The organism is Micromonospora gifhornensis, assembly GCF_016863515.1.
Classification (GTDB): domain Bacteria; phylum Actinomycetota; class Actinomycetes; order Mycobacteriales; family Micromonosporaceae; genus Micromonospora; species Micromonospora gifhornensis.
The window spans coordinates 69,152-91,552 of the sequence record NZ_BOPA01000033.1; the positions used below are offsets into that span (position 1 = coordinate 69,152).

Here is a 22,401-nt window from a genome sequence, read left to right on the forward strand (position 1 = left end):
GGGCGTGAAGTTCACCAAGGGGCACGGCACCGGCAACGACTTCGTGATCCTGCCCGACCAGGACGGCGCGTTGGACCTGACACCCGAGCTGGTGGCCGCGATCTGTGACCGACGGCGGGGCCTCGGCGGCGACGGCGTGCTGCGCGTCGTACGGGCCGCCAAGCACCCCGACGGGGCCGCGCTGGCCGGTGACGCCGAATGGTTCATGGACTACTGGAACTCCGACGGCTCATTCGCCGAGATGTGCGGCAACGGCGCACGGGTCTTCGTCCGGTTCCTGCTGGACAGCGGGCTGGCCACGCCGGTCGACGGCGTCCTGCCGGTGGCCACCCGGGCCGGCCTGGTGCGGGCCCGCCTCGACGGTGCGGACATCGCCGTCGAGATGCGCCGACCCCGGCTGTACGCGACCTCCACGGCCGCCCTGGGCGCACTGACCCTGCCCGGCACCGCCGTGGACGTCGGCAACCCGCACCTGGTCTGTCCGCTGCCGGCCGGGCTCGAGTTGACCGGTCTCGACCTGACCCGGGCACCCGGATTCGACCCGACGATCTTCCCGTCCGGGGTCAACGTCGAGTTCACCGCCGACGGCGAGCCACTCGACGGCGTCGACGGACACGTGCTGATGCGGGTCTACGAACGGGGTTCCGCCGAGACGCTGTCCTGCGGCACCGGCGCCTGCGCCGTGGCCGCCGTGGCCCTGCGCGACATCGCCCGAGAGACCGGCACCATAGCCGTCGACGTCCCCGGCGGCCGCCTCACCGTCACCCTGACCGAGAACTCCTGCTGGCTCTCCGGCCCCGCCCTCCTCACCGCCACCGGCACCCTCACCCTCCCCACCCCCTGACCACCTCCCTCCCCACCCCTCCCCACCCCTCCCCTCCCACCCCTGCCCTCCCGCGCCGCCCCCGCGCCCCTCTACGCGCCGATCTTGCACTTTTGGTCGCCATAATCGCCGTATTTGCGGTGATTCATCCCGACCAAAAGTGCAAGATCGACGCGCCGTCAGGTGCGAGGGCGTGGCGGGGGAGGGTGGGGAGGGTGAGCTGGCCCCGGGAGCAGGTGTGCTTCCGGGGCCAGCGGTGGTCTTGCGGTTGGGGTGGGACTCAGGGGGTGGCGGAGGCGTTGGCGGCGATCTCGGGGAGGTCGGCGGGGCCGGGATCGGCGGCCGGCGGGGGAGTGCTGGCGGGGTTCTGGGCGGCGGCGCGGACGGCGGCGGCGACCGCCGGGGACACCCGGGAGTCGAAGACGCTCGGCACGATGACCGTCGCGTTGAGCTTCTCCTCGCCGACCACGTCGGCGATGGCCTGGGCGGCGGCGATCGCCATCTCCTCGGTGAACTCCTCGGCGTGCGCATCGAGCATGCCGCGGAAGACCCCGGGGAAGGCGAGCACGTTGTTGATCTGGTTCGGCTGGTCGGAGCGGCCGGTGGCCACCACGGCGGCGTGCTTGCGCGCCTCCCGAGGGTCGACCTCCGGGTCCGGGTTGGCCAGCGCGAAGACGATCGAGTCCTTGGCCATCCGGGCGATGTCGTCGCCGGTGAGCAGGTTCGGCGCGCTCACGCCGATGAAGACGTCGGCACCCTCCAGCGCCCCGGGCAGGTCACCCGAGTAGCCGTCCCGGTTGGTGTTCTCGGCCAGCCACTGCCAGGCCGAGTTGAGGTCGGGCTGGCCGCGGTGCAGGGCGCCCTGGCGGTCGTACGCGATGACGTCGCCGACGCCCTGACGCAGCAGCAGCTTCATGATCGCGGTGCCCGCCGCGCCGGCGCCGGAGACGACCACCCGGACGTCCGCGAGGCGCTTGCCCACCACCCGCAGCGCGTTGGTCAGCGCGGCCAGCACGCAGATCGCGGTGCCGTGCTGGTCGTCGTGGAAGACCGGGATGTCCAGCGCCTCACGCAGCCGGGCCTCGATCTCGAAGCAGCGCGGCGCGGCGATGTCCTCCAGGTTGATCCCGCCGTACGCGGGCGCGATCGCCTTCACGATGGCGACGATCTCGTCGGTGTCCTGGGTGTCGAGGACCACCGGCCAGGCGTCCACCCCGCCGAAGCGCTTGAACAGGGCCGCCTTGCCCTCCATCACCGGCAGCGAGGCGGCCGGGCCGAGGTTGCCCAGCCCCAGCACCGCCGAGCCGTCGCTGACCACGGCCACGGTGTTGCGCTTGATGGTCAGTCGGCGGGCGTCGGCCGGGTTGTCGGCGATGGCCTGGCAGACCCGGGCCACCCCCGGGGTGTACGCGCGGGACAACTCGTCCCGGGTGCGCAGCGCGACCTTCGGGCTCACCTCGATCTTGCCGCCGAGGTGCAGCAGGAAGGTGCGGTCGGAGACCTTGCGCACGTCCACGCCGTCGAGCGCCCGCAGCGCGTCGACCACCTGGTCGGCGTGCCCGGCGTCGGCGGTGTCGCAGGTGAGGTCCACGATCACGTGGTTCGGGTCGGAATCGACCACGTCCAGTGCGGTGACGATCGCCCCGGCCTCTCCCACCGAGGTGGTGAGACGGCCGATAGAGGAGGCATCGGCTGGCACGGCGATCCGGACCGTGATCGAGAATCCGGCACTGGGCAGTCGGGTGATGGCCACGCAGGTCCTTCCGTCGGCGCTGAACGGCTCGTGGCATTTCTACCCGCCCTGCCTGGGCGTCTGGCAGCCGCCCCCACTTTGGGCCCTTTGTGTGCAGGGCATATTGCGGGTGCGATCGGTGTTGTCACATGACAGGATTGCTCAGTAACGCTCAGATCGGACCCAGGAGAGACGCTTGCGAGACCAGGAGACCCACGTTTCCAACGACGAATTCGAAACCACCACCGGGGAGTACGAACTCTCCGAGCGGCAGGCGTTGCGACGGGTCCCCGGCCTCTCCACCGAGCTGACCGACGTCACCGAGGTCGAATACCGGCAGCTTCGGCTGGAGCGGGTGGTGCTGGTCGGGGTCTGGACCGAAGGCACCCAGGCCGACGCGGACAATTCCCTCACCGAGCTGGCCGCGCTGGCGGAGACCGCCGGGTCGCAGGTGCTCGAAGGGCTCATCCAGCGCCGCACCCGGCCCGACCCGGCCACCTACATCGGTCGCGGCAAGGTCGACGACCTCAGCGCGGTGGTCCTCGCCGTCGGCGCCGACACGGTGATCTGCGACGGTGAGCTGTCCCCGTCCCAGCTGCGCAACCTGGAACAGCGCACCAAGGTCAAGGTGGTCGACCGCACCGCGCTGATCCTCGACATCTTCGCCCAGCACGCCAAGAGCAAGGAGGGCCGCGCCCAGGTCGAGCTGGCCCAGCTGGAATACCTGCTGCCCCGGCTGCGCGGTTGGGGTGAGACCCTGTCCCGGCAGACCGGTGGTTCGGGTCGTGGCGGCGGTGCCGGAGGCGGCGTGGGTGTTCGTGGCCCGGGTGAGACCAAGCTGGAGACCGACCGGCGTCGGATCCGCCACCGCATCGCCCGGCTGCGCCGGGAGATCAAGGCCATGAGCACCGTACGCGAGACCAAGAGGTCCCGCCGTACCCGCAACGCGGTTCCCGCGGTCACCATCGCCGGCTACACCAACGCCGGCAAGTCGAGCCTGCTCAACCGGCTCACCGGTGCCGGTGTGCTGGTGGAGGACGCGCTGTTCGCCACCCTGGATCCGACCACCCGCCGCGCCACCACCTCCGAGGGGCGGGTCTACACCCTCTCCGACACGGTCGGCTTCGTCCGGCACCTGCCGCACCAGATCGTCGAGGCGTTCCGCTCGACGCTGGAGGAGGTCGCCGAGGCCGATCTGGTGGTGCACGTGGTCGACGGCACCCACCCGGACCCGCAGGAGCAGGTACGCGCTGTCCGCGAGGTGCTGACCGAGGTGGGCGCCGACCGGCTGCCCGAACTGCTCGTGGTCAACAAGACCGACGCGGCCGACGAGGAGACGCTGCTCCAGCTCAAGCGGATCTGGCCGGAGGCGGTGTTCGTCTCCGCGCACAGCGGGCGCGGCATCGCGGACCTGCGCGCCACCATCGAGCAGCGGCTGCCCCGTCCGGCCGTCGACGTGCGGGTGGTGCTGCCGTACGACCGGGGTGACCTGGTGGCCCGACTGCGCCGGCAGGGCGAGGTGCTCAGCACCGCCCACCTGCCGGAGGGGACGATGCTGCACGTACGGGTCAACGAGGCGCTGGCGGCCGAACTGGCCCCGTACCGCGACTCGGCGGAGGCGGTCAGCACCGCCCGGTAACGCTGCTACGGCGTCACCCGACGGAAACTTCGGGCATGCGACACTTCTTTCATGCTCCGCACTGTTTCTTCGGTCACGGTGGCACTCGGCCTGCTCGGGGCCACCGTGACGGTCACCGGTGCCGCCGTGGCGGCAGCGCCGCCCGCCCCCGCCGCGGCAGCCGTCGCGGTGACGGGCCAGGCGGCGGCGGGGCCACGCACGGTGCTGCCGGCGGCGCTCGGGCCGGCCGTGCTCGGGCCGGCGCCGCTGACCAAGGCGGGCAAGAAGCAGTGCACCGTCACCGATCCCCGACTGCGGGAGATGTCCGGTCTGGTGGCCACCCGCAACGGGTACATCGTGATCAACGACAGCACCGACCGGGACGACCGCAAGCAGGTCTTCTACCTGGACAAGGACTGCCAGGTCGTTCGTAATGTGGGCTACACCGGTGCCGGGCCGTTCGACACCGAGGATCTGGCCCTCTCGCCGGACAAGAAGAAGCTGTGGATCGCCGACACCGGTGACAACGTCACCAGCCGGCAGCGCCGCGAGCGGGTGGCCGTCTGGAGCATGCCGGTCAACGGCAGCAAGCAGCCGGTCCTGCACCGGCTGTCGTACCCGGACGGCAAGCCCCGCGACGCCGAGGCGTTGCTGATCGGCGACGACAACCTTCCCCTGATCATCACGAAGGTCACCTCCGGCAAGGCCGAGATCTTCACCGCGGACGGCGCGTTGAAGACCGGCGACACCGAGCCGGTGCCGATGAAGAAGCTCGGCGACATCACGTTGCCGAAAACGGACACCGAGAACCCGCTGAGCACCTTCGGTCGCATCGCGATCACCGGCGCCGCCCGGTCGCCCGACGGCACCCGGGTGGTGCTGCGCACCTACGCCGACGCCTTCGAGTACGACGTCCAGAACGGCGACATCGTCGGTGCGCTGACCACCGGCACGCCCCGGGTCACCGCACTCGCCGACCCGTTCGGTGAGGCGATCTCGTACTCCACCGACGGGAAGACCTTCCTGACCGTTTCCGACGCGGGTCACCTGGACGACGACGAGCCGGTCGACATCCTCGCCTACACGCCGTCCGCCGAAGGCCCGAAGAACCTGGCCGAGGATCCGGACGCGGCAAAGAAGTCATCCGGTCAGTCCTTCATCGACGGGTTGACCCTCGACGACATCACGTACCTGATCGCCTCGGTGGGCGTACTCGGTGCGTTGCTCGTCGGTGCGGGCATCTACGGCATCCTGCGGGCGCGCAAGCGGCCGGGACCGGCCGGCAAGGGGCGTGGCCGCGACGACGGTCCGAAACCCACCGGCAAGGACGACGACGTCGCGGCCGGCGACCGCGCACGGCCCGGCGGTGTGTACGGCGGCGGCGCGGCGGCAAGTGGCGTCTACGGCGGCGGCTCGCCGAACGCCGAGCGACCCGGCCCGGCGCGGCCCGGACCGGTGTACGGAGGGCGGGCCAACGGCAACGGTGCCCGACCGGCCGGCGGTGGCGTCTACGGCGGTGGCGGCCGTCCCGGTGAGGGCGCGCCCGGCGCGGGTGGCCAGCCCGGCGGCGGCCGACCGGCGGGCGGTGGCGTCTACGGCGGTGGCGGCCGTCCCGGTGGTCGCGCCGAGCCACCCCGTGGCGGTGGTCGCGCCGAGCCGCCCCGACGTGGCGGTGGACCGGCCGATCCGGATTACCACGGTCGGCGCTCCGGTCGTTACCGGGAGGACAATTCCGAGCCGTACGGTCAGCCGCCCGGCGGCACCTACGGCTACCGGGGCGACCGGTACTGACCCTGCGGCCAGCACCGGTCGGTGTCCTGGGTCAGATCCGGCGCAGCACGGCCACCACGCGACCCATGATGGTGGCGTCGTCGCCGGGAATGGGATCGAAAGCCGGGTTCTGCGGCATCAGCCAGACGTGGCCGTCGCGCCGCCGATAGGTCTTCACCGTCGCCTCGCCGTCGAGCATGGCGGCGACGATCTCCCCGGAGTCGGCGGTCGGCTGCTGCCGGACCACCACCCAGTCGCCGTCGCAGATGGCCGCGTCGAGCATCGAGTCGCCCTTGACCTGGAGCATGAAGACCTCGCCCTCGCCGACGAGCTCGCGGGGCAGCGGGAAGACGTCCTCCATCGACTGCTCGGCGAGGATCGGCCCACCGGCGGCGATGCGGCCGAGCATCGGCACGTACGCCGGGGTGGGGCGCTGCGAGCGGCTCAGCTCGTCGTCGATGTCGCCGGGGGACCGGACGTCGACCGCCCGTGGCCGATTCGGATCACGCCGCAGGAAGCCCTTCTTCTCCAGCTCCTTGAGCTGGTAGGCGACGCTGGACGGGGAGACCAGCCCGACCGCCTCGCCGATCTCCCGCACGCTCGGCGGGTAGCCGTGCCGCTCCACCCAGGTGCGGATGAAGTCCAGAATGCGACGCTGCCGGGCGGTGAGGTCGGCGGCGGCCGGGTCCGGGAAGGTGTTTGCCACCTGGGTCACCGGGCGAACGGCGGGCTGCGCGGCTCGGGCGCGGGTGACGCTGCGGCGTCGGGTGGGCGGCGGCCCCGCCTCGCTGCTCTGCTGCGGGCTCTGTGGCCGGTTGGCCCGGTCCTGGGTCACGTCCGTCCTCCCTGGTCGGCGCTGGGTGCCTCGGCGGCTCGTGGTGCATGCGGTGGTCTGCCGGGCTGGTCGACCATGGTCACCTCCGGCTGCCCATGACCGTATAGGTGAGATCGGTCATTTTCAAACATCTGTACGAGGTTTCTCCGCGTGTCGACACGCGCAGGCGTGACAGTCGTACGCCTGTTCTGATAAATGATACGTCTTGTCGAACTGGTGTTCGATCGAATGCCTTTCTGAAGATCAGATCCGGTCGGACGGTAACCGCTGTCGCCGCGCCGCGTTGGGCTCTCGGGTCGCGGTGCGGCGGGGTTGTCGGGTGACGCGCCGGACACGCCGGTCAACTTGACCGCGGTTCGCCAGCGGCATACGGTCAACCCCTAGATGTAGTAGTCACATAGGCGTAACTCGCCTACAGGTTGGGTTCGACTACGGACCGCACTCTCGTACCATCAGGTCGGCGGCCATCCCTGGATGATGGCCCGCCGCGCTGTTGCGTGCCCGGAGGCGGCCATAGGCGTGCCCGTGGTCGATCGAGGAGGTCGGGCGATGCGGTGTCCGTACTGCCGGCATGCCGACTCCCGCGTGGTCGACTCGCGGGAGGCCGACGACGGCCAGCTGATCCGTCGTCGACGCTCCTGCCCGGAGTGCGGCAAACGGTTCACCACCGTCGAAGAGGCGGTGCTCGCGGTCGTCAAGCGCAGCGGGGTGACCGAGCCGTTCAGCCGTACGAAGATCATCGGCGGGGTGCGCAAGGCCTGCCAGGGCCGACCGGTCGACGAGGACTCGATCGCGCTGCTGGCGCAGCGGGTCGAGGAGACCATCCGGGCCAAGGGGGCCGCCGAGATCCCCAGCCACGAGGTGGGGCTGGCCATCCTGGGTCCCCTGCGGGACCTGGACGAGGTCGCCTACCTGCGGTTCGCCAGCGTGTACCGGTCGTTCGACTCGCTCGCCGACTTCGAGCGGGAGATCGAGACGCTTCGGGCCGCCGCACGTGCCCGGCAGGACGCGCAGGCCGAGACGGCCGGCGTCGCCGGCCACACACAGTGAGCTTTCTTCAGTGGTAGTGACAGTCGGATCGCGCGGTGCCGCGCGGACGAGGGGGCGGATGAGATGCCGGGGGATGGCGTGACAACAAGCAGGACACGGAGCAAGGCCGGCGCGGGTCTGAAGGTCGAGCGGGTCTGGACCACCGAGGGCGTGCACCCGTACGACGAGGTCGCCTGGGAGCGCCGCGACGTCGTGATGACCAACTGGCGGGACGGCTCGATCAACTTCGAGCAGCGTGGGGTGGAGTTCCCGGAGAACTGGAGCGTCAACGCGGCAAACATCGTGACCACCAAGTACTTCCGGGGCGCGGTGGGCACCCCGGAGCGGGAGTGGTCGCTGCGGCAGCTGATCGACCGGGTGGTCACCACCTACCGCACCGCCGGTGAGGAGTACGGCTACTTCGCCTCCCCGGCCGACGCCGAGGTCTTCGCCCATGAGCTGACCTGGATGCTGCTGCACCAGGTGTTCAGCTTCAACTCGCCGGTCTGGTTCAACGTCGGCACGCCCTCACCTCAGCAGGTCAGCGCGTGTTTCATCCTGGCCGTCGACGATTCGATGGACTCCATCCTCGACTGGTACAAGGAAGAGGGGCTGATCTTCAAGGGCGGCTCCGGCTCCGGGGTCAACCTGTCCCGGATCCGCTCCTCCCGGGAGCTGCTCTCCTCCGGCGGCACCGCCTCCGGCCCGGTCAGCTTCATGCGCGGCGCGGACGCCAGCGCGGGCACCATCAAGTCCGGCGGCGCCACCCGGCGGGCGGCCAAGATGGTCATTCTCGACGTGGACCACCCCGACATCGAGGAGTTCGTGGTCACCAAGGCGCGCGAGGAGGACAAGATCCGCGCCCTGCGCGACGCCGGGTTCGACATGGACCTGGGCGGCGCCGACATCGTCAGCGTGCAGTACCAGAACGCCAACAACTCGGTACGGGTCTCCGACGAGTTCATGACCGCGGTGGAGAACGGCGGCGGCTTCGACCTGCGGGGTCGGCTCGACGGGCAGACCATCGAGACCATCGACGCGAAGAAGCTGTTCCGCACCATCTCCCAGGCCGCCTGGGAGTGCGCCGACCCCGGCCTGCAGTACGACGACACCATCAACGACTGGCACACCTGCCCGGAGACCGGTCGGATCACCGCGTCGAACCCGTGCTCGGAGTACCTGCACCTGGACAACTCCTCGTGCAACCTGGCCTCGCTGAACCTGATGAAGTTCCTCCGCGCCGACGGCGGCTTCGAGGTGGAGAAGTTCGTCAAGTCGGTCGAGTTCGTCATCACCGCGATGGACATCTCGATCTGCTTCGCCGACTTCCCGACCGAGAAGATCGGCGAGACCACCCGGGCGTACCGGCAGCTCGGCATCGGGTACGCCAACCTCGGTGCCCTGCTGATGGCCTCCGGCCTGCCGTACGACTCGGACCAGGGCCGCTCGCTGGCCGCCGCGATCACCTCGCTGATGACCGGCACGGCGTACCGCCGCTCGGCCGAGCTGGCCGGCATCGTCGGCGCGTACGACGGCTACGCCCGCAACGCCGAGCCGCACAAGCGGGTGATGCGCAAGCACGCCGCCGCCAACGACGAGATCAAGCCCACCGGGACCGTGGCCACCGCGGTGGTCCGCGAGGCCACCAGGCAGTGGACCCAGGGCAACAAGATCGGTGACAAGTTCGGCTGGCGCAACTCGCAGGCCAGTGTGCTCGCGCCGACCGGCACCATCGGCCTGATGATGGACTGCGACACCACCGGCGTCGAGCCGGACCTGGCGCTTGTCAAGTTCAAGAAGCTGGTCGGCGGCGGCTCGATGCAGATCGTCAACCAGACCGTGCCGCGCGCCCTGCGCAGCCTCGGCTACCCCGAGGAGCAGGTCGAGGCGATCGTCGAGCACATCGCCGACCACGGCCACGTGGTGGACGCCCCCGGCCTCAAGCCGGAGCACTACCCGGTCTTCGACTGCGCCATGGGCGAGCGGTCCATCGCCCCGATGGGCCACGTACGGATGATGGCGGCGGTCCAGCCGTTCATCTCCGGTGCCATCTCCAAGACGGTGAACATGCCGGAGCAGGCCACCGTCGAGGACGTCGAGAAGATCTACTTCGAGGGCTGGAAGCTCGGCCTCAAGGCCCTGGCGATCTACCGGGACAACTGCAAGGTCGGCCAGCCGCTGTCGGTCGCCAAGCCCAACAAGGCCGCCGAGCCGGCCCCGACCACCGCCGTCGCGCCGGTGGTGGAGAAGGTCGTGGAGTACCGCCCGGTGCGCAAGCGGCTGCCGAAGAAGCGCCCCTCGGAGACCATCTCCTTCTCGGTCGGCGGCGCCGAGGGCTACCTCACCGCCTCGTCGTACCCGGACGACGGCCTCGGCGAGGTCTTCCTCAAGATGTCCAAGCAGGGCTCCACCCTGGCCGGGGTGATGGACGCCTTCTCGGTGGCCATCTCCATCGGCCTGCAGTACGGCGTCCCGCTGGAGACGTACGTCAGCAAGTTCACGAACATGCGTTTCGAGCCGGCCGGCATGACAGACGACCCGGACGTGCGGATGGCCGCCTCGGTGATGGACTACATCTTCCGTCGCCTGGCGCTTGACTTCCTGCCGTACGACCGCCGCGCCGAGCTGGGCATCTTCACCGCCAAGGAGCGGGCCGCCCAGTTGGCGGCCGAAGCCGAGGCGGAAGCGAACGGCACCGACCTCACCGCGATGGCCTCCTCGGCTCCGGTGGAGTCCAAGCCGGAGGAGCCAAAGGCCGGCCCGGTCGCCCAGCCCGCCCAGGAACTCGCCGACGTCGCCGCCGCGAAGCCGGCACCGTCGGTCGGTTCCAGCACCGAGCTGCTCGAAGCCGTGATCGGCAAGGCCGCCGACGCACCGCTCTGCTTCACCTGCGGTACGAAGATGCGCCCCGCCGGTAGCTGCTACGTCTGCGAAGGCTGCGGCTCCACCAGCGGCTGCAGCTGACCCAGCCCCCGCCCCAACACCGACCGCCCGGCCTCGCCCTGCGAGACCGGGCGGTCGCTGCACTTCCCCACCCACACCCCCCAGCCCTGCCCACCCTCCCGCGCCGTCCCACACCGTCCCGCCTTCTCCCGCGGCATCCCGCGTCCCCGCCCTTCCCGCGCGGCATCCCGCGTCCTGCCCTTTCCACGCGCCGATCTTGCACTTTCGGTCGCGACAAAAGGTGTACAAGGGTCACTTCGGCGACCAGAACTGCAAGATCGCCGGGCAGGGCTGGGCCAGGCAGGGCTGGGCGGGGCTGGACCGGGCCGGGCGGGGCGGGGCCGGGTCGGGCTGGGCGGGGCGGGGCCGGGTCGGGCAGGGCGGGGCGGGGCCGGGTCGGGCTGGGCGGGCCGGGTGAGGGCGCGGGCGGGCGCTTCGTGGTCTGGGGTCTGCGTGTGCGTGGTGGGGCGGGGGAGGTCAGGGTGGGGGGAGGGTGTTCAGGCGGGTGGTGAGGTGGGTGCGTTCGGTGGCGTTGTCCACCAGGGCCAGGGCGGTGCGGTAGGCGTCGGCGGCTTCGGTGGGGCGGCAGAGGCGGCGGAGCAGGTCGGCGCGGACCGCCGGCAGGTAGTGGTAGTCGGCCAGGCGGGGGTCCTCGGCCAGGGCGTCGACTTCGGCCAGCGCTCGCTCTGGACCGTCCACCATGGACACTGCTACGGCTCGGCTGAGGGCGACCACCGGCGACGGCCAGCGGGCCAGCAGCGCGTCGTAGAGCCGGACGATCTGTGGCCAGTCGGTCGCGGCGAAGCTGGGCGCATGGGCGTGCAGCGAGGCGATGGCTGCCTGTAGCGCGTACCGGCCGGCCCGTCCGGTGCGGAGAGCCTCGACCACGAGCCGATGACCCTCGTCGATGGCGGTCCGGTCCCAGCAGGAACGATCCTGGTCCTCCAGCCGCAGCAACCGGCCCTGCTCGTCGGTGCGGGTGGCGCGGCGGGCGTCGGTGAGCAGCAGCAGGGCGAGCAGTCCGCTCACCTCGGGCTCGTCGGGCATCAACCCGTGCAGCATCCGGGCCAGGTGCACAGCCCGGTCGACCAGGTCGGCGCGGACCAGGTCAACGCCGGTCGGCGCGGTGTGCCCGGTGCTGAACAGCAGATGTACGACGCTGAGCACCGCGTCCAACCGCTCGGGCAGTTCGGCGCTGTCCGGTACCCGGTACGGGATCCGTGCCGCCGAGATCCTCTTCTTGGCCCGGGTGACCCGTGCCGCCATGGTCGACTCGGAGACCAGGAATGCCCGGGCGATGTCGGCGGTGCTGACCCCGCAGACCAGGCGCAGCGTGAGCGCCACCTGCGCCTCCCGGGCGAGCACGGGATGGCAGCAGGTGAAGACCAGGCGGAGCCGATCGTCGGGTACGGCGACCTCGTCGGGCTCGTCCGGTTCGACCGCTTCCGGCTCCACGAGCAGCGGAAGCTTCGTGCGGAGCACCTGCCGGCGGCGCAGCACGTCGAGGGCTCTGCGGCGGGCGATGGCGGTGAGCCAGGCGCCGGGCTTGTCCGGTACGCCGTCTCTGGTCCAGGCCCCCAGCGCCGCGACGTACGCCTCCTGGACGCATTCCTCGGCGAGGTCGAGGTCACCGGCGGCGCGTGCGGTCGCGGCGAGCACGAAGGCCCACTCCCGGCGGTGCGCGTCGACCAGCGCCCGCTCCGCCGGGTCCGCCCGCTCCTCCCGTCCCGCCGGCTCCGTCGGGTCGGGCTGGGCGACCCGGGTGCCGGCGGCCCACGGTGGCTCGGCGGCGTCGGACGGAGCGGGCTGCTCGCCGTCGTTCACTCGGTCGGGGCGACGAACAGTGGCCGGACCTCCACGCCGCCGTGGATGGTGGCCGGGTTGAGCTTGGCGATCTCCAGTGCCACGTCCTGGTCGGGTGCCTCCAGCACGAAGAACCCGGCGACGACCTCCTTGGCCTCGATGAACGGGCCGTCGGTGACGAGGTCGCCGCGTACCGCCGCGGCGGTGGTGCTCGGTTGCAGCGCGAAGCCGGTGACGATCCGCCCGCCCAGCTCGGTCACCTTCGCCGGATACTGTTCGAGCAGCGCGACGTAGTCGGGCGTGAGTTCCATCGGGTCGGCCGGCGCGGGCGAGTAGATCAGCACTGCGTACTGGGGCATGAGTCCTCCTTGAATCGCTGTTCATCCTCGGCGCAACCGGCGGGGGAGGCCAGCACGAATCGGCCCGGGTGGGGAGATTTCTCCACCGAGGCGCCCACCCGCTCAACAACGCAGGGCGGCCACGGCCTCAACAACGCAGGGCGGCCACGGCACCGGTCAGTGCCTCCGGTGCCGGTGCGACTGCCTAGACTGCCGCGATGAGCGGAACGCGACGGCCGTTGGCGAAGCGGCCGCTTACCGAACCGCACCCGTCCCGACTGCCGTTGGAGCATCCGGAGCGGGAGCGGATCCTGGCCGCCCACGCTGCGGCACTGTCCGCCGGCCAGGCCGGCTACCGGGACCCGGCCAGCGGACTGTTCGTGCTCACCGCCGGATTTCTCGCCCGTCGCGGCACCTGTTGTGACCAGGGCTGCCGGCACTGCCCGTACGTGACCTGAGGCCCGGCCTCAGGCCGCGGCGACGAACACCCGGGAGGCCACCTCACGGGGCAGCCGGATGCTCTCCCCGGAGCGGTCGATCGACACGCCGTCGCGTTCCTGGGCGACGGTGACCATGGCACCGGGGTCGACGCCGGCGGCGTGCAACTGGCGGAGCACCTCGGCGTCGGTCTGTACGCTCTCGCAGATGCGTCGGACGATCACCTTGCCGGTCAGGCCCGGGAAGGCCAGGTTGCGCTCGCCCTCGATCGGCTCCGGCTCGGTCTCGCCGGGGGAGCCGAGATCCTCCAGACCGGGGATGGGGTTGCCGTACGGCGACCGGGTCGGCCGGTTGAGCAGGTCGTAGACCCGCTTCTCGACCGCGTCGCTCATCACGTGCTCCCAGCGGCAGGCCTCTTCGTGGGCCTCCTCGTAGGGCATCCCGATCACGTTGACCAGCAGCAACTCGGCGAGCCGGTGCTTGCGCATCACGGACACGGCGGTGTTGCGGCCGAGCGGCGTGAGGCTGAGGTGGCGGTCACCCTCGACGGTGAGCAGGCCGTCGCGCTCCATCCGGGCGACGGTCTGGCTGACGGTGGGGCCGCTCTGGCGCAACCGTTCGGCGATCCGGGCGCGCAGCGGCGGCACACCCTCTTCCTCGAGTTCGAGAATCGTGCGCAGGTACATTTCGGTCGTATCGACCAGGTCGTGAGACTTCATGGTGTCAGCGGCCCTCCAATGATCGATGGTACCCTGCCGCACCTGTCATGACCGCCGCCGAACCGCGGCGAGGTTCACCGAGGGTGTTGACTGAACGACATGTCCGCTACCGACGGTCTTCTGGTGGAGGCGGCGCAGCTCGCCGCCGAGCTCGACACGGCCGACCCGCCCACCCTGCTCGACGTCCGCTGGCGGCTGGCCGGCCCACCCGGTCGGATCGACTACGCGGCGGGACACCTGCCGAGCGCGGTCTTCGTCGATCTGGACACCGCGCTGTGTGGTCCGCCCGGCCCGGCCGGTCGCCATCCGCTGCCCGACCCGGCCGCACTGCAGGCCGCGCTGCGGGCCGCCGGGGTGCGCGCCGGTCACCACGTGGTGGTGTACGACGGCGGCGACGGCATGGCCGCCGCCCGCGCCTGGTGGACGCTGCGCTGGGCCGGACACCGTCCGGTACGCGTACTGCACGGTGGTTTCCCGGCCTGGTTGGCCGCCGACCTGCCGGTCAGCACCGACGAGCCGCACCCGGTGACCGGCGACGTGACAGTCACGCCGGGCGGGCTGCCGGTGCTCGACGCGGCGGCTGCCGCCCGGCTGGCCGCGGCCGACGACGGTGTCCTGCTCGATGTGCGCGCGGCATCCCGTTACCGGGGCGAGCACGAGCCCGTCGACCCGGTGGCCGGGCATGTTCCCGGCGCGGTCAACCTGCCGGCGCCCGAGTACGTCGCCGACGGCCGGTTTCCGTCCGGGGCGGCACTGCGCGACCGGTTCGCCGACGCCGGGGTGAGCGCCGAGGCGTCGGTCGGTGCGTACTGCGGCTCCGGGGTGACCGCCGCGCAGGCCGTGCTGGCGCTGCACCTGGCCGGTCGGCCGGACGCCGCGCTCTACGTCGGTTCCTGGAGCAACTGGGTCGCCGACCCGGACCGCCCGGTCGCGGTTTCCCCGCCGCCGGAGGCCTGAGGGCGCGGTAGCCGGCACCTGCCGCCCGGTCGGTCGCGTGCGACCATGGACAGATGTCCGAAGACACGGTGGTGGTGTGGGACGAGTCGCTGCTCGCCTACGACCTCGGTGACCACCCGCTCGACCCGGTACGGGTGGAGTTGACCATCGCACTGGCCCGGGAACTGGGCGTGCTGCAACGACCCGGGGTACGCCTGGTCCGGCCGTGGCCCGCCGACGACGCGCTGCTCACCCGGGTGCACGACCAGCGTTACCTGGACGCGGTCCGGATGGCCCCCCGCGAACCCTTCTTCTCCGGCTTCGGCCTGGGCACCTCGGACAACCCGGTCTTCGACCGGATGCACGAGTCCAGCGCGTTGATCGCGGGTGCGACCGTGGCCGCCGCCGAGGCGGTGTGGTGGGGGCAGGCCCGGCGCGCGGTGAACGTGGCCGGCGGCCTGCACCACGCCATGTCCGACCGGGCGGCCGGGTTCTGCATCTACAACGACCCGGCGGTGGCCATCGCCCGGCTGCTCGACCTCGGCGCGGAGCGGATCGCGTACGTCGACGTCGACGTGCACCACGGCGACGGGGTGCAGCAGATCTTCTGGGACGACCCGAGGGTGCTGACCGTCAGCCTGCACGAGACCCCCCTCGCGCTCTTCCCCGGCACCGGGTTCCCCGACGAGACCGGCGGCCCGGGTGCCGAGGGCAGCGCGGTGAACATCGCGTTGCCGCCCGCGGTCTCCGACGCCGGCTGGCAACGCGCCTTCCACGCGATCGTGCCGTCGGTGCTGCGCGCGTTCCGCCCGCAGGTGCTGTTCACCCAGTGTGGCGCGGACGCGCACCGCAGTGATCCCCTCGCCGACCTGCATCTGTCGGTCGACGGTCAACGGGCCACCTACCTGGCGTTGCGGGCTCTCGCCGACGAGTTGTGCGAGGGGCGGTGGGTGGCCACCGGTGGTGGCGGGTACGCCCTGGTCGAGGTGGTACCCCGGGCCTGGACGCACCTGCTGGCGACGGCCACCGGTGCGCCGCTGGATCCGGCGACGCTGACCCCGCCGGCGTGGCGGGCGTTGGCCGCCGCTCGCCGGCCGGGCTCCGAGGTGCCGTTGCGGATGACCGACGGCGTCGATCCGGGGTACGAGCCGTGGCAGCCCACCGGCGAGCCGAATCCGGTGGACCGGGCGATCGCGGCGACCCGCAAGGCGGTCTTCCCGCTGCTCGGTCTCGACCCCCACGATCCGCGCGACTGAGCTGGCCGGGCCCGAGGTGACCACCGCCGACAACCCCATCGACGTGCTGCTCAGCGATGGCCGGACGGTCCAGTTGCGACCGATCCGGCCGTCGGACGCGCCCGCGATCGTCGCCATGCACTCCCGCTTCTCCGAGCGCACCCGCTACCTGCGCTACTTCTCGCCGTACCCGCGCATCCCCGAACGGGACCTGCAACGGTTCGTCAACGTCGACCACGTCGACCGGGAGGCGTTCGTGGTGCTGGCCGGCGAGCGGATCGTCGCCGTCGGCCGGTACGAGCGGCTCGGCCCGGCCGCACCCGATGCCGAGGTCGCCTTCGTGGTGGAGGACGCCTACCAGGGGCGGGGCATCGGTTCGGTGTTGCTGGAGCACCTGGCCGACGCCGCCCGGCGGGCCGGCATCGTCAACTTCGTCGCCGAGGTGCTGCCGGCCAACGGCGCCATGTTGCGGGTCTTCGCCGACTTCGGCTACCAGTTGCAACGGCAGTTCGCCGACGGCGTGGTGCACCTGACCTTCCCGATCGCTCCCACCGAGGCGACCCTGGAGGTGCAGCGCGGCAGGGAGCAGCGCACCGAGGCCCGGTCCATCGCCCGGCTGCTCGCCCCGCGCGGTGTCGTCGTCTACGGGGCCAGCGCCACCGGCCAGGGCGTCGGCGCGGCGGTGCTCGGGCACCTGCGCGACGGCGGTTTCACCGGTTCCGTGGTGCCGGTGCATCCGACCGCCGTCCGGGTCGCCGGGCTGCCCGCGTACCCGTCGGCGGCCGACGCGGGGCTGCCGGTCGACCTGGCGGTGGTGGCGGTGCCACCGGAGTCCGCGCCCGAGGTGGTCGCGGACGCGGCCAAGGCCGGCGTGCACGGCCTGGTGGTCATCTCCGCAGGCTTCGCCGAGTCCGGTGTCGAGGGGGCCGCCGCGCAGCGTGCCCTGGTCCGCGCGGCCCACGCCGCGGGCATGCGGGTGATCGGCCCGAACTGCCTGGGGGTGGCGAACACCGACCCGACCGTACGCCTCAACGCCACGCTCGCCCCGCGCCTGCCGGTGCCCGGCCGGGTCGGCATCTTCAGCCAGTCGGGCGCGTTCGGGGTGGCCCTGCTGGCCGAGGCGGATCGGCGTGGCCTGGGCCTGTCCAGCTTCGTCTCGGCCGGTAACCGGGCCGACGTCTCCGGCAACGACCTGTTGCAGTACTGGCAGGACGACCCGGCCACTGACGTGATCATGTTGTATCTGGAGACCTTCGGTAACCCGCGCAAGTTCGCCCGGCTGGCTCGGCGGATCGGTCGGGACAAGCCGGTGGTGGCGTTGGCCTCCCCGGCACGTCCGCCCGGCGTGGGTGACACGGTCGGCCCGGACGAGGCGGCGGTGAGCGCGCTGTTCGCGCAGTCCGGGGTGATCCGGGTCGACACCGTGGCCGAGCTGCTCGACGTCGGGGTGCTGCTGGCCAACCAGCCGCTGCCGGCCGGTGACCGGGTCGGCATCGTCGGCAACTCCTCGGCGTTGACCGGGCTGGCGGCGACCGCCTGCGCGGCCGCCGGGTTGACCGTCGCGGCGGGATATCCCCGGGACGTCGGCCCGCAGGCCAGCGCGATCGAGTTCGCCGAGGCGCTGACCGCCGCCGCCGCGGACGAGAGCGTCGACGCGCTGGTGGCGCTCTTCGCGCCCCCGCTGCCCGGTCAGATCATCGGCACCGAGGCGGATTTCGCGGCCGCCCTGCCTGCGGCGTTGACCGCCGACAAGCCTGCGGTGGCGACCTTCCTGGTCGGTCGGGCGCCGGCGGGAGTGCCCTCGTACCCGAGTGTGGAGGAGGCGGTCCGCGCACTCGCCCGGGTCACCGCGTACGCCGACTGGCTGCGTCGACCGCCCGGGATGTTGCCTGAGCTGGCCGATGTCGACCCGATCGCGGCGCAGGCGGCGGTGCGCAGCGACGGGGTCGACGGCGATGCCCTGCTCGCCGCCTACGGCATCGAGGTGGTCGAGTCGGTGTCGGTCGGTTCGGCGGACGAGGCGGTCGAGGCGGCGACCCGGCTCGGGTTCCCGGTGGCGTTGAAGGTGGCCGCCAGCGGGCTGCGACACCGGCTCGACCTCGGTGCGGTCCGGCTCGACCTGGCCGACGACGCCGCCGTACGCCGCACGTACGCGGAACTGGCGGCGGCGTTCGGCGCGGACGTCCTGGTGCAGCCGATGGTCCCGCCCGGGGTGGCCTGCGTGGTCGAGTTGGTGGAGGATCCGGCGTTCGGTCCGGTCGTCGGGTTCGGGCTCGGTGGGGTCGCCACCGAGTTGCTCGGCGACCGGGCCTGGCGGGCCGTGCCGTTGACCGACCGCGATGCCGCCGAGTTGGTGGACGCACCGCGCGCGGCACCGCTGTTGCACGGGCACCGGGGGGCCGAACCGGTGGACCGGGCGGCCCTGGCCGACCTGCTGGTGCGGGTCGGGCGGCTGGCCGACGAACAGCCTCGGGTCCGTTCCCTGACCCTGAATCCGGTGTTGGCCCGCCCGGACGGCTTGTCGGTGCTGCACGCCAGTGTCAGGGTGGGCTCCGCTGTCGCCCGCCCCGACACCGGCCCCCGTCGTCTGTGAAGCGGGAGGCAGGGCCGCCCGCTCGTCGGCGTCGCCGAGGCCCGTGATGCGGGCCGCCGGTGTCGGATCGATCAGGCCCGGCTGGAGATCTGTTGCACCGCCCAGGCGTTGCCGTCCGGGTCCGCGAAGTGGATGAAGCCGACATTGTCCAGCGGGTCCGGTACCGGCCGAGGATTCTCGCCCATCACCTGGATCTCGCTGACCTCGACGCCGCGTTCGAGCAGTTGGGTCCGCGCCTTGTGCAGGTCCGGTACGACGAGCTGGAGCCCTTTCAGCGACCCCGGCGGCATCTGCGGCACCGCGCCCTTGCCGATCACGATCGAGCAGCCGGAGCCGGGCGGGGTCAACTGCACGAGTCGGATGTCGTCGTTGACCACGGTGTCGTGGTCGACTGTGAAGCCGAGTTGGTCGGCGTAGAACGCCTTGGCCCGGTCAAGGTCCGAGACCGGTACGACCACCACTTCAAGTGTCCAGTTCATAGCTCTGCTCCTGGTGTCGTCGCCAGCAGTTCGGCGAGTCGGATGTAGCTCTCGGTGATGCCGCGAGCCATCGGGTAGCGCAGGGCGGTGTCCCGCCCGCCGGGGGTGGCGAAGCGCAACGTGGTGGTCACCGTGGTGCGCCCGGCCAGCTCGGTGAATTCCTGGTCGACCACGGTCTCGCCGGGGTACGACTGATCGTCGAACAGTTCGGTGTAGACCAACCGGTGGGGCGGCTCGATCTGCCGGTAGTGCCCACTCTGACCCATCAGTTGCCCGGCGGGCCCTTGGGAGACGAATCGCCACTGCCCGCCGATCCGCAGGTCCACCTGGCACTCCACCAGCCGCCAGCCGCGCGCGCCGTACCAGCGGACCAGCAACTCGGGGCGGGTGAAGGCGGCGAACACCAGCCGCGCGGGGGCGTCGAACATCCGGCTGAGCACGATCTCCCGATCGCCGGGGGTGTCGACCACGAGGTGATCGTCGATCATGCCCGGTCGTCGCCTTCCGCCTCGGCCGGCTCGCTGGCCGCGGTCTCCTCGGCCGCGCGTAGCTCGTCGAGCAGGTTGTCGAGGCGTTGGTAGGACTCCGCCCAGTGATCGCGGTACGCCGCGAGCCAGGCGGTGGCCTCCTGCAGCGGGCCTGCGTTCAGTCGGCACGGGCGTCGCTGGGCCGACCGACCTCGGCTGATCAGGCCGGCCCGTTCCAGCACCCGGAGGTGTTTGGAGATCGCCGGTTGACTCATCGCGAAGGGTGCGGCGAGTTCGGTGACTGTCGCTTCGCCGGTTGCCAGGCGCGCGAGGATGGCGCGTCGGGTCGGGTCTGCCAGGGCCGCGAAGGTGGCGTCCAGGTCGGTGTGCACGCTGTATAACCTCTCGGTTTTATAACCAAGAGGTTTCTATCCGACTCGATCGGGCCGCGTCAAGCCGACACGACGAATGTCGGCCCCGGCGAACCGCCGGGGCCGACATCGCAACTCACCTGACCGAAGTCAGCAGGCGTACGCCTCCAGCCGCTGCGCCCGCTCCGGCGCCCGCAGCTTGAGCAGCGTCACCTTCTCGATCTGCCGGATCCGCTCGCGGGACAGGCCGAACTCACGACCGACCTCGTCCAGGGTGCGCTGCCGACCGTCGTCGAGCCCGAACCGCAGGCGGATCACCGCCTGCTCCCGCTGCGACAGGGTGGCCAGCACGATGCTCACCTCGTTGCGCAGCTCGCCCCGGTCGGCGTCGTCCACCATGCTGGACGGGTCGACGGCGGCGACGAAGTCACCGAGGGCGCTCTCGCCGTCCTCGCCGACGGTCTGGTCCAGGCTCACCGGCTCCCGGTCGTACGAGATCAGCTCGATCACCTGGAACTCGGGCACGTCGAGCGCGCGGGCGATCTCGGCGACGGTGGGTTCGCGGCCCAGCGACACCGACAGCTCGCGGCGGGCCCGGACCATCCGGTTGACCTGCTCGACCATGTGCACCGGGATGCGGATGGTGCGGGCCTGGTCGGCCATGGCGCGGGTGATGGCCTGGCGGATCCACCAGGTGGCGTAGGTGGAGAACTTGTAGCCCTTGGTGTAGTCGAACTTCTCGACGGCGCGGATGAGGCCGAGGTTGCCTTCCTGGATGAGGTCGAGGAAGGCCATGCCGCGACCCGTGTAGCGCTTGGCGATGCTCACCACGAGCCGGAGGTTGGCCTCCAGCAGGTGGTTCTTCGCCGCCTGGCCCTCCTGTGCGATCACCGTCAGGTCGGCGAGCAGCTCGGCGGAGACCGGCGTGCAGGTGGTCAGCTTCTCCTCGGCGAACAGCCCGGCCTCGATCCGCTTGGCGAGCTCGACCTCCTGGGCGGCGGTCAGCAGCTTCGTGCGGCCGATGCCGTTGAGGTAGGCGCGGACCAGGTCCGTGGAGACGCCGCGCTCGTCGGTGGCGTCCAGGTCGGTGAGGGTGTCGATGCCCGGCTCGGCCTCGGTGCCGACGCGCGTCTGGTGCTCCATCATCTGCAGACCCATCTCCGTCTCCCCGTTTCGTCCGTGCGGTGTTGCGTGGCCAGTTCTGCCGGTGACACACAGCTTGGCGGTCGGGGCGTAAAACGGGAGTGAGGCGATCACGAACCTGACAATCCGGAGTCCGGCCGGGTTGGTCGATTCACCCGGTTCGGGTTGCCGACTCCGGTTACCGTGCCTGCGGCCGGCCGACAGGCGGTCCGCCGGGGATGGACACGACAGTCAAGCGACGGAGGCAACTGTGGTCTTCAAGCGGCTCATGCAGGCGATGGGAGTCGGTGGCCCGGCAGTGGAGACGGTGCTGGCGAATCCGAACTGTCGACCGGGGGGCCAGCTGGAGGGCGCCGTCACGGTCACCGGCGGTGACCACGCGGTGGACATCTCGTACGTGGCGCTGGGGTTGATGACCCGCGTCGAGGTGGAGAGCGGCGACAACGAGTACGCGACCAATCAGGAGTTCCAGCGGCAGCACGTCACCGGGGCGTTCCGGCTCGAAGCCGGGCAACGTCACGACATTCCGTTCCGCTTCGACGTGCCCTGGGAAACCCCGGTGACCGAGCTGTACGGACGACACCTGGCCGGGATGACCATGGGACTGCGTACGGAGCTGGAGGTGGCTCGGGCGGTCGACTCCAGTGACCTGGACGCGGTGGCGGTGCACCCGCTGCCGGCCCAGGAACGGCTGCTGGAGGCGCTACTGCGGCTGGGCTTCCGGTTCGCCCGCGCCGACGTGGAACGGGGGCACATCTACGGCGTCCACCAGACGCTGCCGTTCTACCAGGAGATCGAGTTCTATCCGGCACCGCAGTACGCCGGCGCGATGAACCAACTGGAGGTCACCTTCATCGCCGATCCCCGACAGTTGCAGGTGGTGTTGGAGCTGGACAAGCGCGGCGGGCTGTTCACCGAGGGCCGGGACGTCTTCGGCCGGTTCACCATGGACTACGCGACCCTGGACCAGACCGACTGGGCCGCCCAGCTCGACGGTTGGCTGCGCCAGTCCCTGCAACGCCGGGGCCTGTTCGGCTGACCTGCCGGACCGCCCCACCGCGCCGGTCCGGACCGCCCCACCGCGCCGATGCGGGCCGCCCTCACCGCGCGGATGGGGGCGGCCCGGTCG

The 22,401-nt window shown here is 71.4% G+C and carries 20 protein-coding genes; 11 read left to right on the forward strand and 9 right to left on the reverse strand.

Going from position 1 to position 22,401, the window contains the following annotated elements:
* The first annotated feature begins 4 nt into the window (after window positions 1-4).
* Window positions 5-844, forward strand: a complete 840-nt coding sequence (gene dapF, locus Vgi01_RS22580; protein ID WP_204292273.1) for a diaminopimelate epimerase — start codon at window positions 5-7, stop codon at window positions 842-844.
* Window positions 845-1,103: 259 nt separating this feature from the next.
* Here the strand turns inward: dapF and Vgi01_RS22585 are convergent, their stop codons facing one another.
* Window positions 1,104-2,576, reverse strand: coding sequence for an NAD-dependent malic enzyme (locus tag Vgi01_RS22585; protein ID WP_102660956.1), 1,473 nt, complete (start codon window positions 2,574-2,576; stop codon window positions 1,104-1,106).
* A gap of 175 nt (window positions 2,577-2,751) precedes the next feature.
* Between Vgi01_RS22585 and hflX the strand changes: the two genes are divergently transcribed.
* Both hflX and Vgi01_RS22595 read left to right on the forward strand, forming a co-directional pair.
* Complete coding sequence (gene hflX / locus Vgi01_RS22590; RefSeq protein WP_204292274.1) at window positions 2,752-4,194, forward strand: GTPase HflX; 1,443 nt, start codon at window positions 2,752-2,754, stop codon at window positions 4,192-4,194.
* A 51-nt stretch (window positions 4,195-4,245) separates the two neighbouring features.
* Window positions 4,246-5,964, forward strand: a complete 1,719-nt coding sequence (locus Vgi01_RS22595) for a hypothetical protein (RefSeq protein ID WP_239089107.1) — start codon at window positions 4,246-4,248, stop codon at window positions 5,962-5,964.
* A 31-nt stretch (window positions 5,965-5,995) separates the two neighbouring features.
* On the opposite strand, the gene lexA is transcribed toward Vgi01_RS22595, so the two are convergent.
* Entirely contained in the window at window positions 5,996-6,778 is a 783-nt protein-coding gene (lexA, locus tag Vgi01_RS22600; protein WP_102660959.1) for a transcriptional repressor LexA, read from the reverse strand.
* A 549-nt stretch (window positions 6,779-7,327) separates the two neighbouring features.
* On the opposite strand from lexA, the gene nrdR reads away from it, so the two are divergent.
* From nrdR to Vgi01_RS22615, 3 genes are all read left to right on the forward strand, one after another.
* Window positions 7,328-7,828 carry a transcriptional regulator NrdR gene (gene nrdR, locus Vgi01_RS22605; RefSeq protein WP_102660960.1) on the forward strand — a complete coding sequence of 167 codons (501 nt, stop codon included), beginning with the start codon at window positions 7,328-7,330 and terminating at the stop codon, window positions 7,826-7,828.
* 63 nt (window positions 7,829-7,891) lie between these two features.
* The gene (locus Vgi01_RS22610; protein ID WP_204292275.1) at window positions 7,892-10,771 is read left to right on the forward strand and encodes a vitamin B12-dependent ribonucleotide reductase; all 2,880 of its coding nucleotides are present in this window, start codon (window positions 7,892-7,894) and stop codon (window positions 10,769-10,771) included.
* 220 nt (window positions 10,772-10,991) lie between these two features.
* Window positions 10,992-11,168, forward strand: coding sequence for a hypothetical protein (locus Vgi01_RS22615; RefSeq protein ID WP_204292276.1), 177 nt, complete (start codon window positions 10,992-10,994; stop codon window positions 11,166-11,168).
* A 59-nt stretch (window positions 11,169-11,227) separates the two neighbouring features.
* On the opposite strand, the gene Vgi01_RS22620 is transcribed toward Vgi01_RS22615, so the two are convergent.
* Window positions 11,228-12,409: an RNA polymerase sigma factor gene (locus Vgi01_RS22620; RefSeq protein ID WP_204292303.1), complete on the reverse strand. Its 1,182-nt coding sequence runs from the start codon at window positions 12,407-12,409 to the stop codon at window positions 11,228-11,230.
* A gap of 161 nt (window positions 12,410-12,570) precedes the next feature.
* Window positions 12,571-12,912, reverse strand: coding sequence for a YciI family protein (locus Vgi01_RS22625; protein WP_204292277.1), 342 nt, complete (start codon window positions 12,910-12,912; stop codon window positions 12,571-12,573).
* A 197-nt stretch (window positions 12,913-13,109) separates the two neighbouring features.
* Here Vgi01_RS22625 and Vgi01_RS22630 point away from each other — a divergent pair, with 197 nt between their 5' ends.
* Entirely contained in the window at window positions 13,110-13,349 is a 240-nt protein-coding gene (locus Vgi01_RS22630) for a DUF5522 domain-containing protein (RefSeq protein ID WP_102660978.1), read from the forward strand.
* A 9-nt stretch (window positions 13,350-13,358) separates the two neighbouring features.
* On the opposite strand, the gene Vgi01_RS22635 is transcribed toward Vgi01_RS22630, so the two are convergent.
* Window positions 13,359-14,048 carry an iron-dependent transcriptional repressor DtxR gene (locus Vgi01_RS22635; RefSeq protein WP_102660979.1) on the reverse strand — a complete coding sequence of 230 codons (690 nt, stop codon included), beginning with the start codon at window positions 14,046-14,048 and terminating at the stop codon, window positions 13,359-13,361.
* A gap of 99 nt (window positions 14,049-14,147) precedes the next feature.
* Between Vgi01_RS22635 and Vgi01_RS22640 the strand changes: the two genes are divergently transcribed.
* Genes Vgi01_RS22640 through Vgi01_RS22650 form a run of 3 tightly spaced genes read left to right on the forward strand, consistent with a single transcriptional unit; the run spans window position 14,148 to window position 18,812 of the window.
* Complete coding sequence (locus tag Vgi01_RS22640; protein ID WP_204292278.1) at window positions 14,148-15,005, forward strand: sulfurtransferase; 858 nt, start codon at window positions 14,148-14,150, stop codon at window positions 15,003-15,005.
* A 53-nt stretch (window positions 15,006-15,058) separates the two neighbouring features.
* Window positions 15,059-16,240 carry an acetoin utilization protein AcuC gene (locus Vgi01_RS22645; protein WP_102660981.1) on the forward strand — a complete coding sequence of 394 codons (1,182 nt, stop codon included), beginning with the start codon at window positions 15,059-15,061 and terminating at the stop codon, window positions 16,238-16,240.
* A gap of 16 nt (window positions 16,241-16,256) precedes the next feature.
* Window positions 16,257-18,812, forward strand: a complete 2,556-nt coding sequence (locus Vgi01_RS22650) for a bifunctional acetate--CoA ligase family protein/GNAT family N-acetyltransferase (protein ID WP_204292279.1) — start codon at window positions 16,257-16,259, stop codon at window positions 18,810-18,812.
* Window positions 18,813-18,883: 71 nt separating this feature from the next.
* Here Vgi01_RS22650 and Vgi01_RS22655 read toward each other — a convergent pair whose 3' ends face one another.
* The 4 genes from Vgi01_RS22655 to sigB all read right to left on the reverse strand — a co-directional run bounded on the left by Vgi01_RS22655 (window position 18,884) and on the right by sigB (window position 21,287).
* Window positions 18,884-19,291 (reverse strand): VOC family protein, encoded by a 408-nt coding sequence (locus tag Vgi01_RS22655; RefSeq protein WP_102660983.1) that lies wholly within the window; start codon window positions 19,289-19,291, stop codon window positions 18,884-18,886.
* Window positions 19,288-19,779, reverse strand: coding sequence for an SRPBCC family protein (locus tag Vgi01_RS22660; protein ID WP_204292280.1), 492 nt, complete (start codon window positions 19,777-19,779; stop codon window positions 19,288-19,290). The genes Vgi01_RS22655 and Vgi01_RS22660 overlap by 4 nt, the downstream gene beginning before the upstream one ends.
* Window positions 19,776-20,150, reverse strand: coding sequence for an ArsR/SmtB family transcription factor (locus Vgi01_RS22665; RefSeq protein ID WP_204292281.1), 375 nt, complete (start codon window positions 20,148-20,150; stop codon window positions 19,776-19,778). The genes Vgi01_RS22660 and Vgi01_RS22665 overlap by 4 nt, the downstream gene beginning before the upstream one ends.
* Before the next feature lie 129 nt (window positions 20,151-20,279).
* On the reverse strand, window positions 20,280-21,287 hold the full coding sequence (sigB, locus tag Vgi01_RS22670) for an RNA polymerase sigma factor SigB (RefSeq protein WP_204292282.1): 1,008 nt from the start codon (window positions 21,285-21,287) through the stop codon (window positions 20,280-20,282).
* A gap of 235 nt (window positions 21,288-21,522) precedes the next feature.
* Here sigB and Vgi01_RS22675 point away from each other — a divergent pair, with 235 nt between their 5' ends.
* Window positions 21,523-22,311, forward strand: coding sequence for a sporulation protein (locus tag Vgi01_RS22675; protein ID WP_204292283.1), 789 nt, complete (start codon window positions 21,523-21,525; stop codon window positions 22,309-22,311).
* Window positions 22,312-22,401: the final 90 nt, after the last annotated feature.

Excerpts from the sequence above, each read along its gene's own strand:
- Vgi01_RS22595 (WP_239089107.1), top strand. The coding sequence starts at position 4,246 with ATGCTCCGCACTGTTTCTTCGGTCACGGTGGCACTCGGCCTGCTCGGG.
- nrdR (WP_102660960.1), top strand. The coding sequence starts at position 7,328 with ATGCGGTGTCCGTACTGCCGGCATGCCGACTCCCGCGTGGTCGACTCG.
- Vgi01_RS22610 (WP_204292275.1), top strand. The coding sequence starts at position 7,892 with ATGCCGGGGGATGGCGTGACAACAAGCAGGACACGGAGCAAGGCCGGC.
- Vgi01_RS22625 (WP_204292277.1), bottom strand. The coding sequence starts at position 12,912 with ATGCCCCAGTACGCAGTGCTGATCTACTCGCCCGCGCCGGCCGACCCG.
- Vgi01_RS22630 (WP_102660978.1), top strand. The coding sequence starts at position 13,110 with ATGAGCGGAACGCGACGGCCGTTGGCGAAGCGGCCGCTTACCGAACCG.
- Vgi01_RS22635 (WP_102660979.1), bottom strand. The coding sequence starts at position 14,048 with ATGAAGTCTCACGACCTGGTCGATACGACCGAAATGTACCTGCGCACG.
- Vgi01_RS22640 (WP_204292278.1), top strand. The coding sequence starts at position 14,148 with ATGTCCGCTACCGACGGTCTTCTGGTGGAGGCGGCGCAGCTCGCCGCC.
- Vgi01_RS22645 (WP_102660981.1), top strand. The coding sequence starts at position 15,059 with ATGTCCGAAGACACGGTGGTGGTGTGGGACGAGTCGCTGCTCGCCTAC.
- Vgi01_RS22655 (WP_102660983.1), bottom strand. The coding sequence starts at position 19,291 with ATGAACTGGACACTTGAAGTGGTGGTCGTACCGGTCTCGGACCTTGAC.
- Vgi01_RS22660 (WP_204292280.1), bottom strand. The coding sequence starts at position 19,779 with ATGATCGACGATCACCTCGTGGTCGACACCCCCGGCGATCGGGAGATC.
- sigB (WP_204292282.1), bottom strand. The coding sequence starts at position 21,287 with ATGGGTCTGCAGATGATGGAGCACCAGACGCGCGTCGGCACCGAGGCC.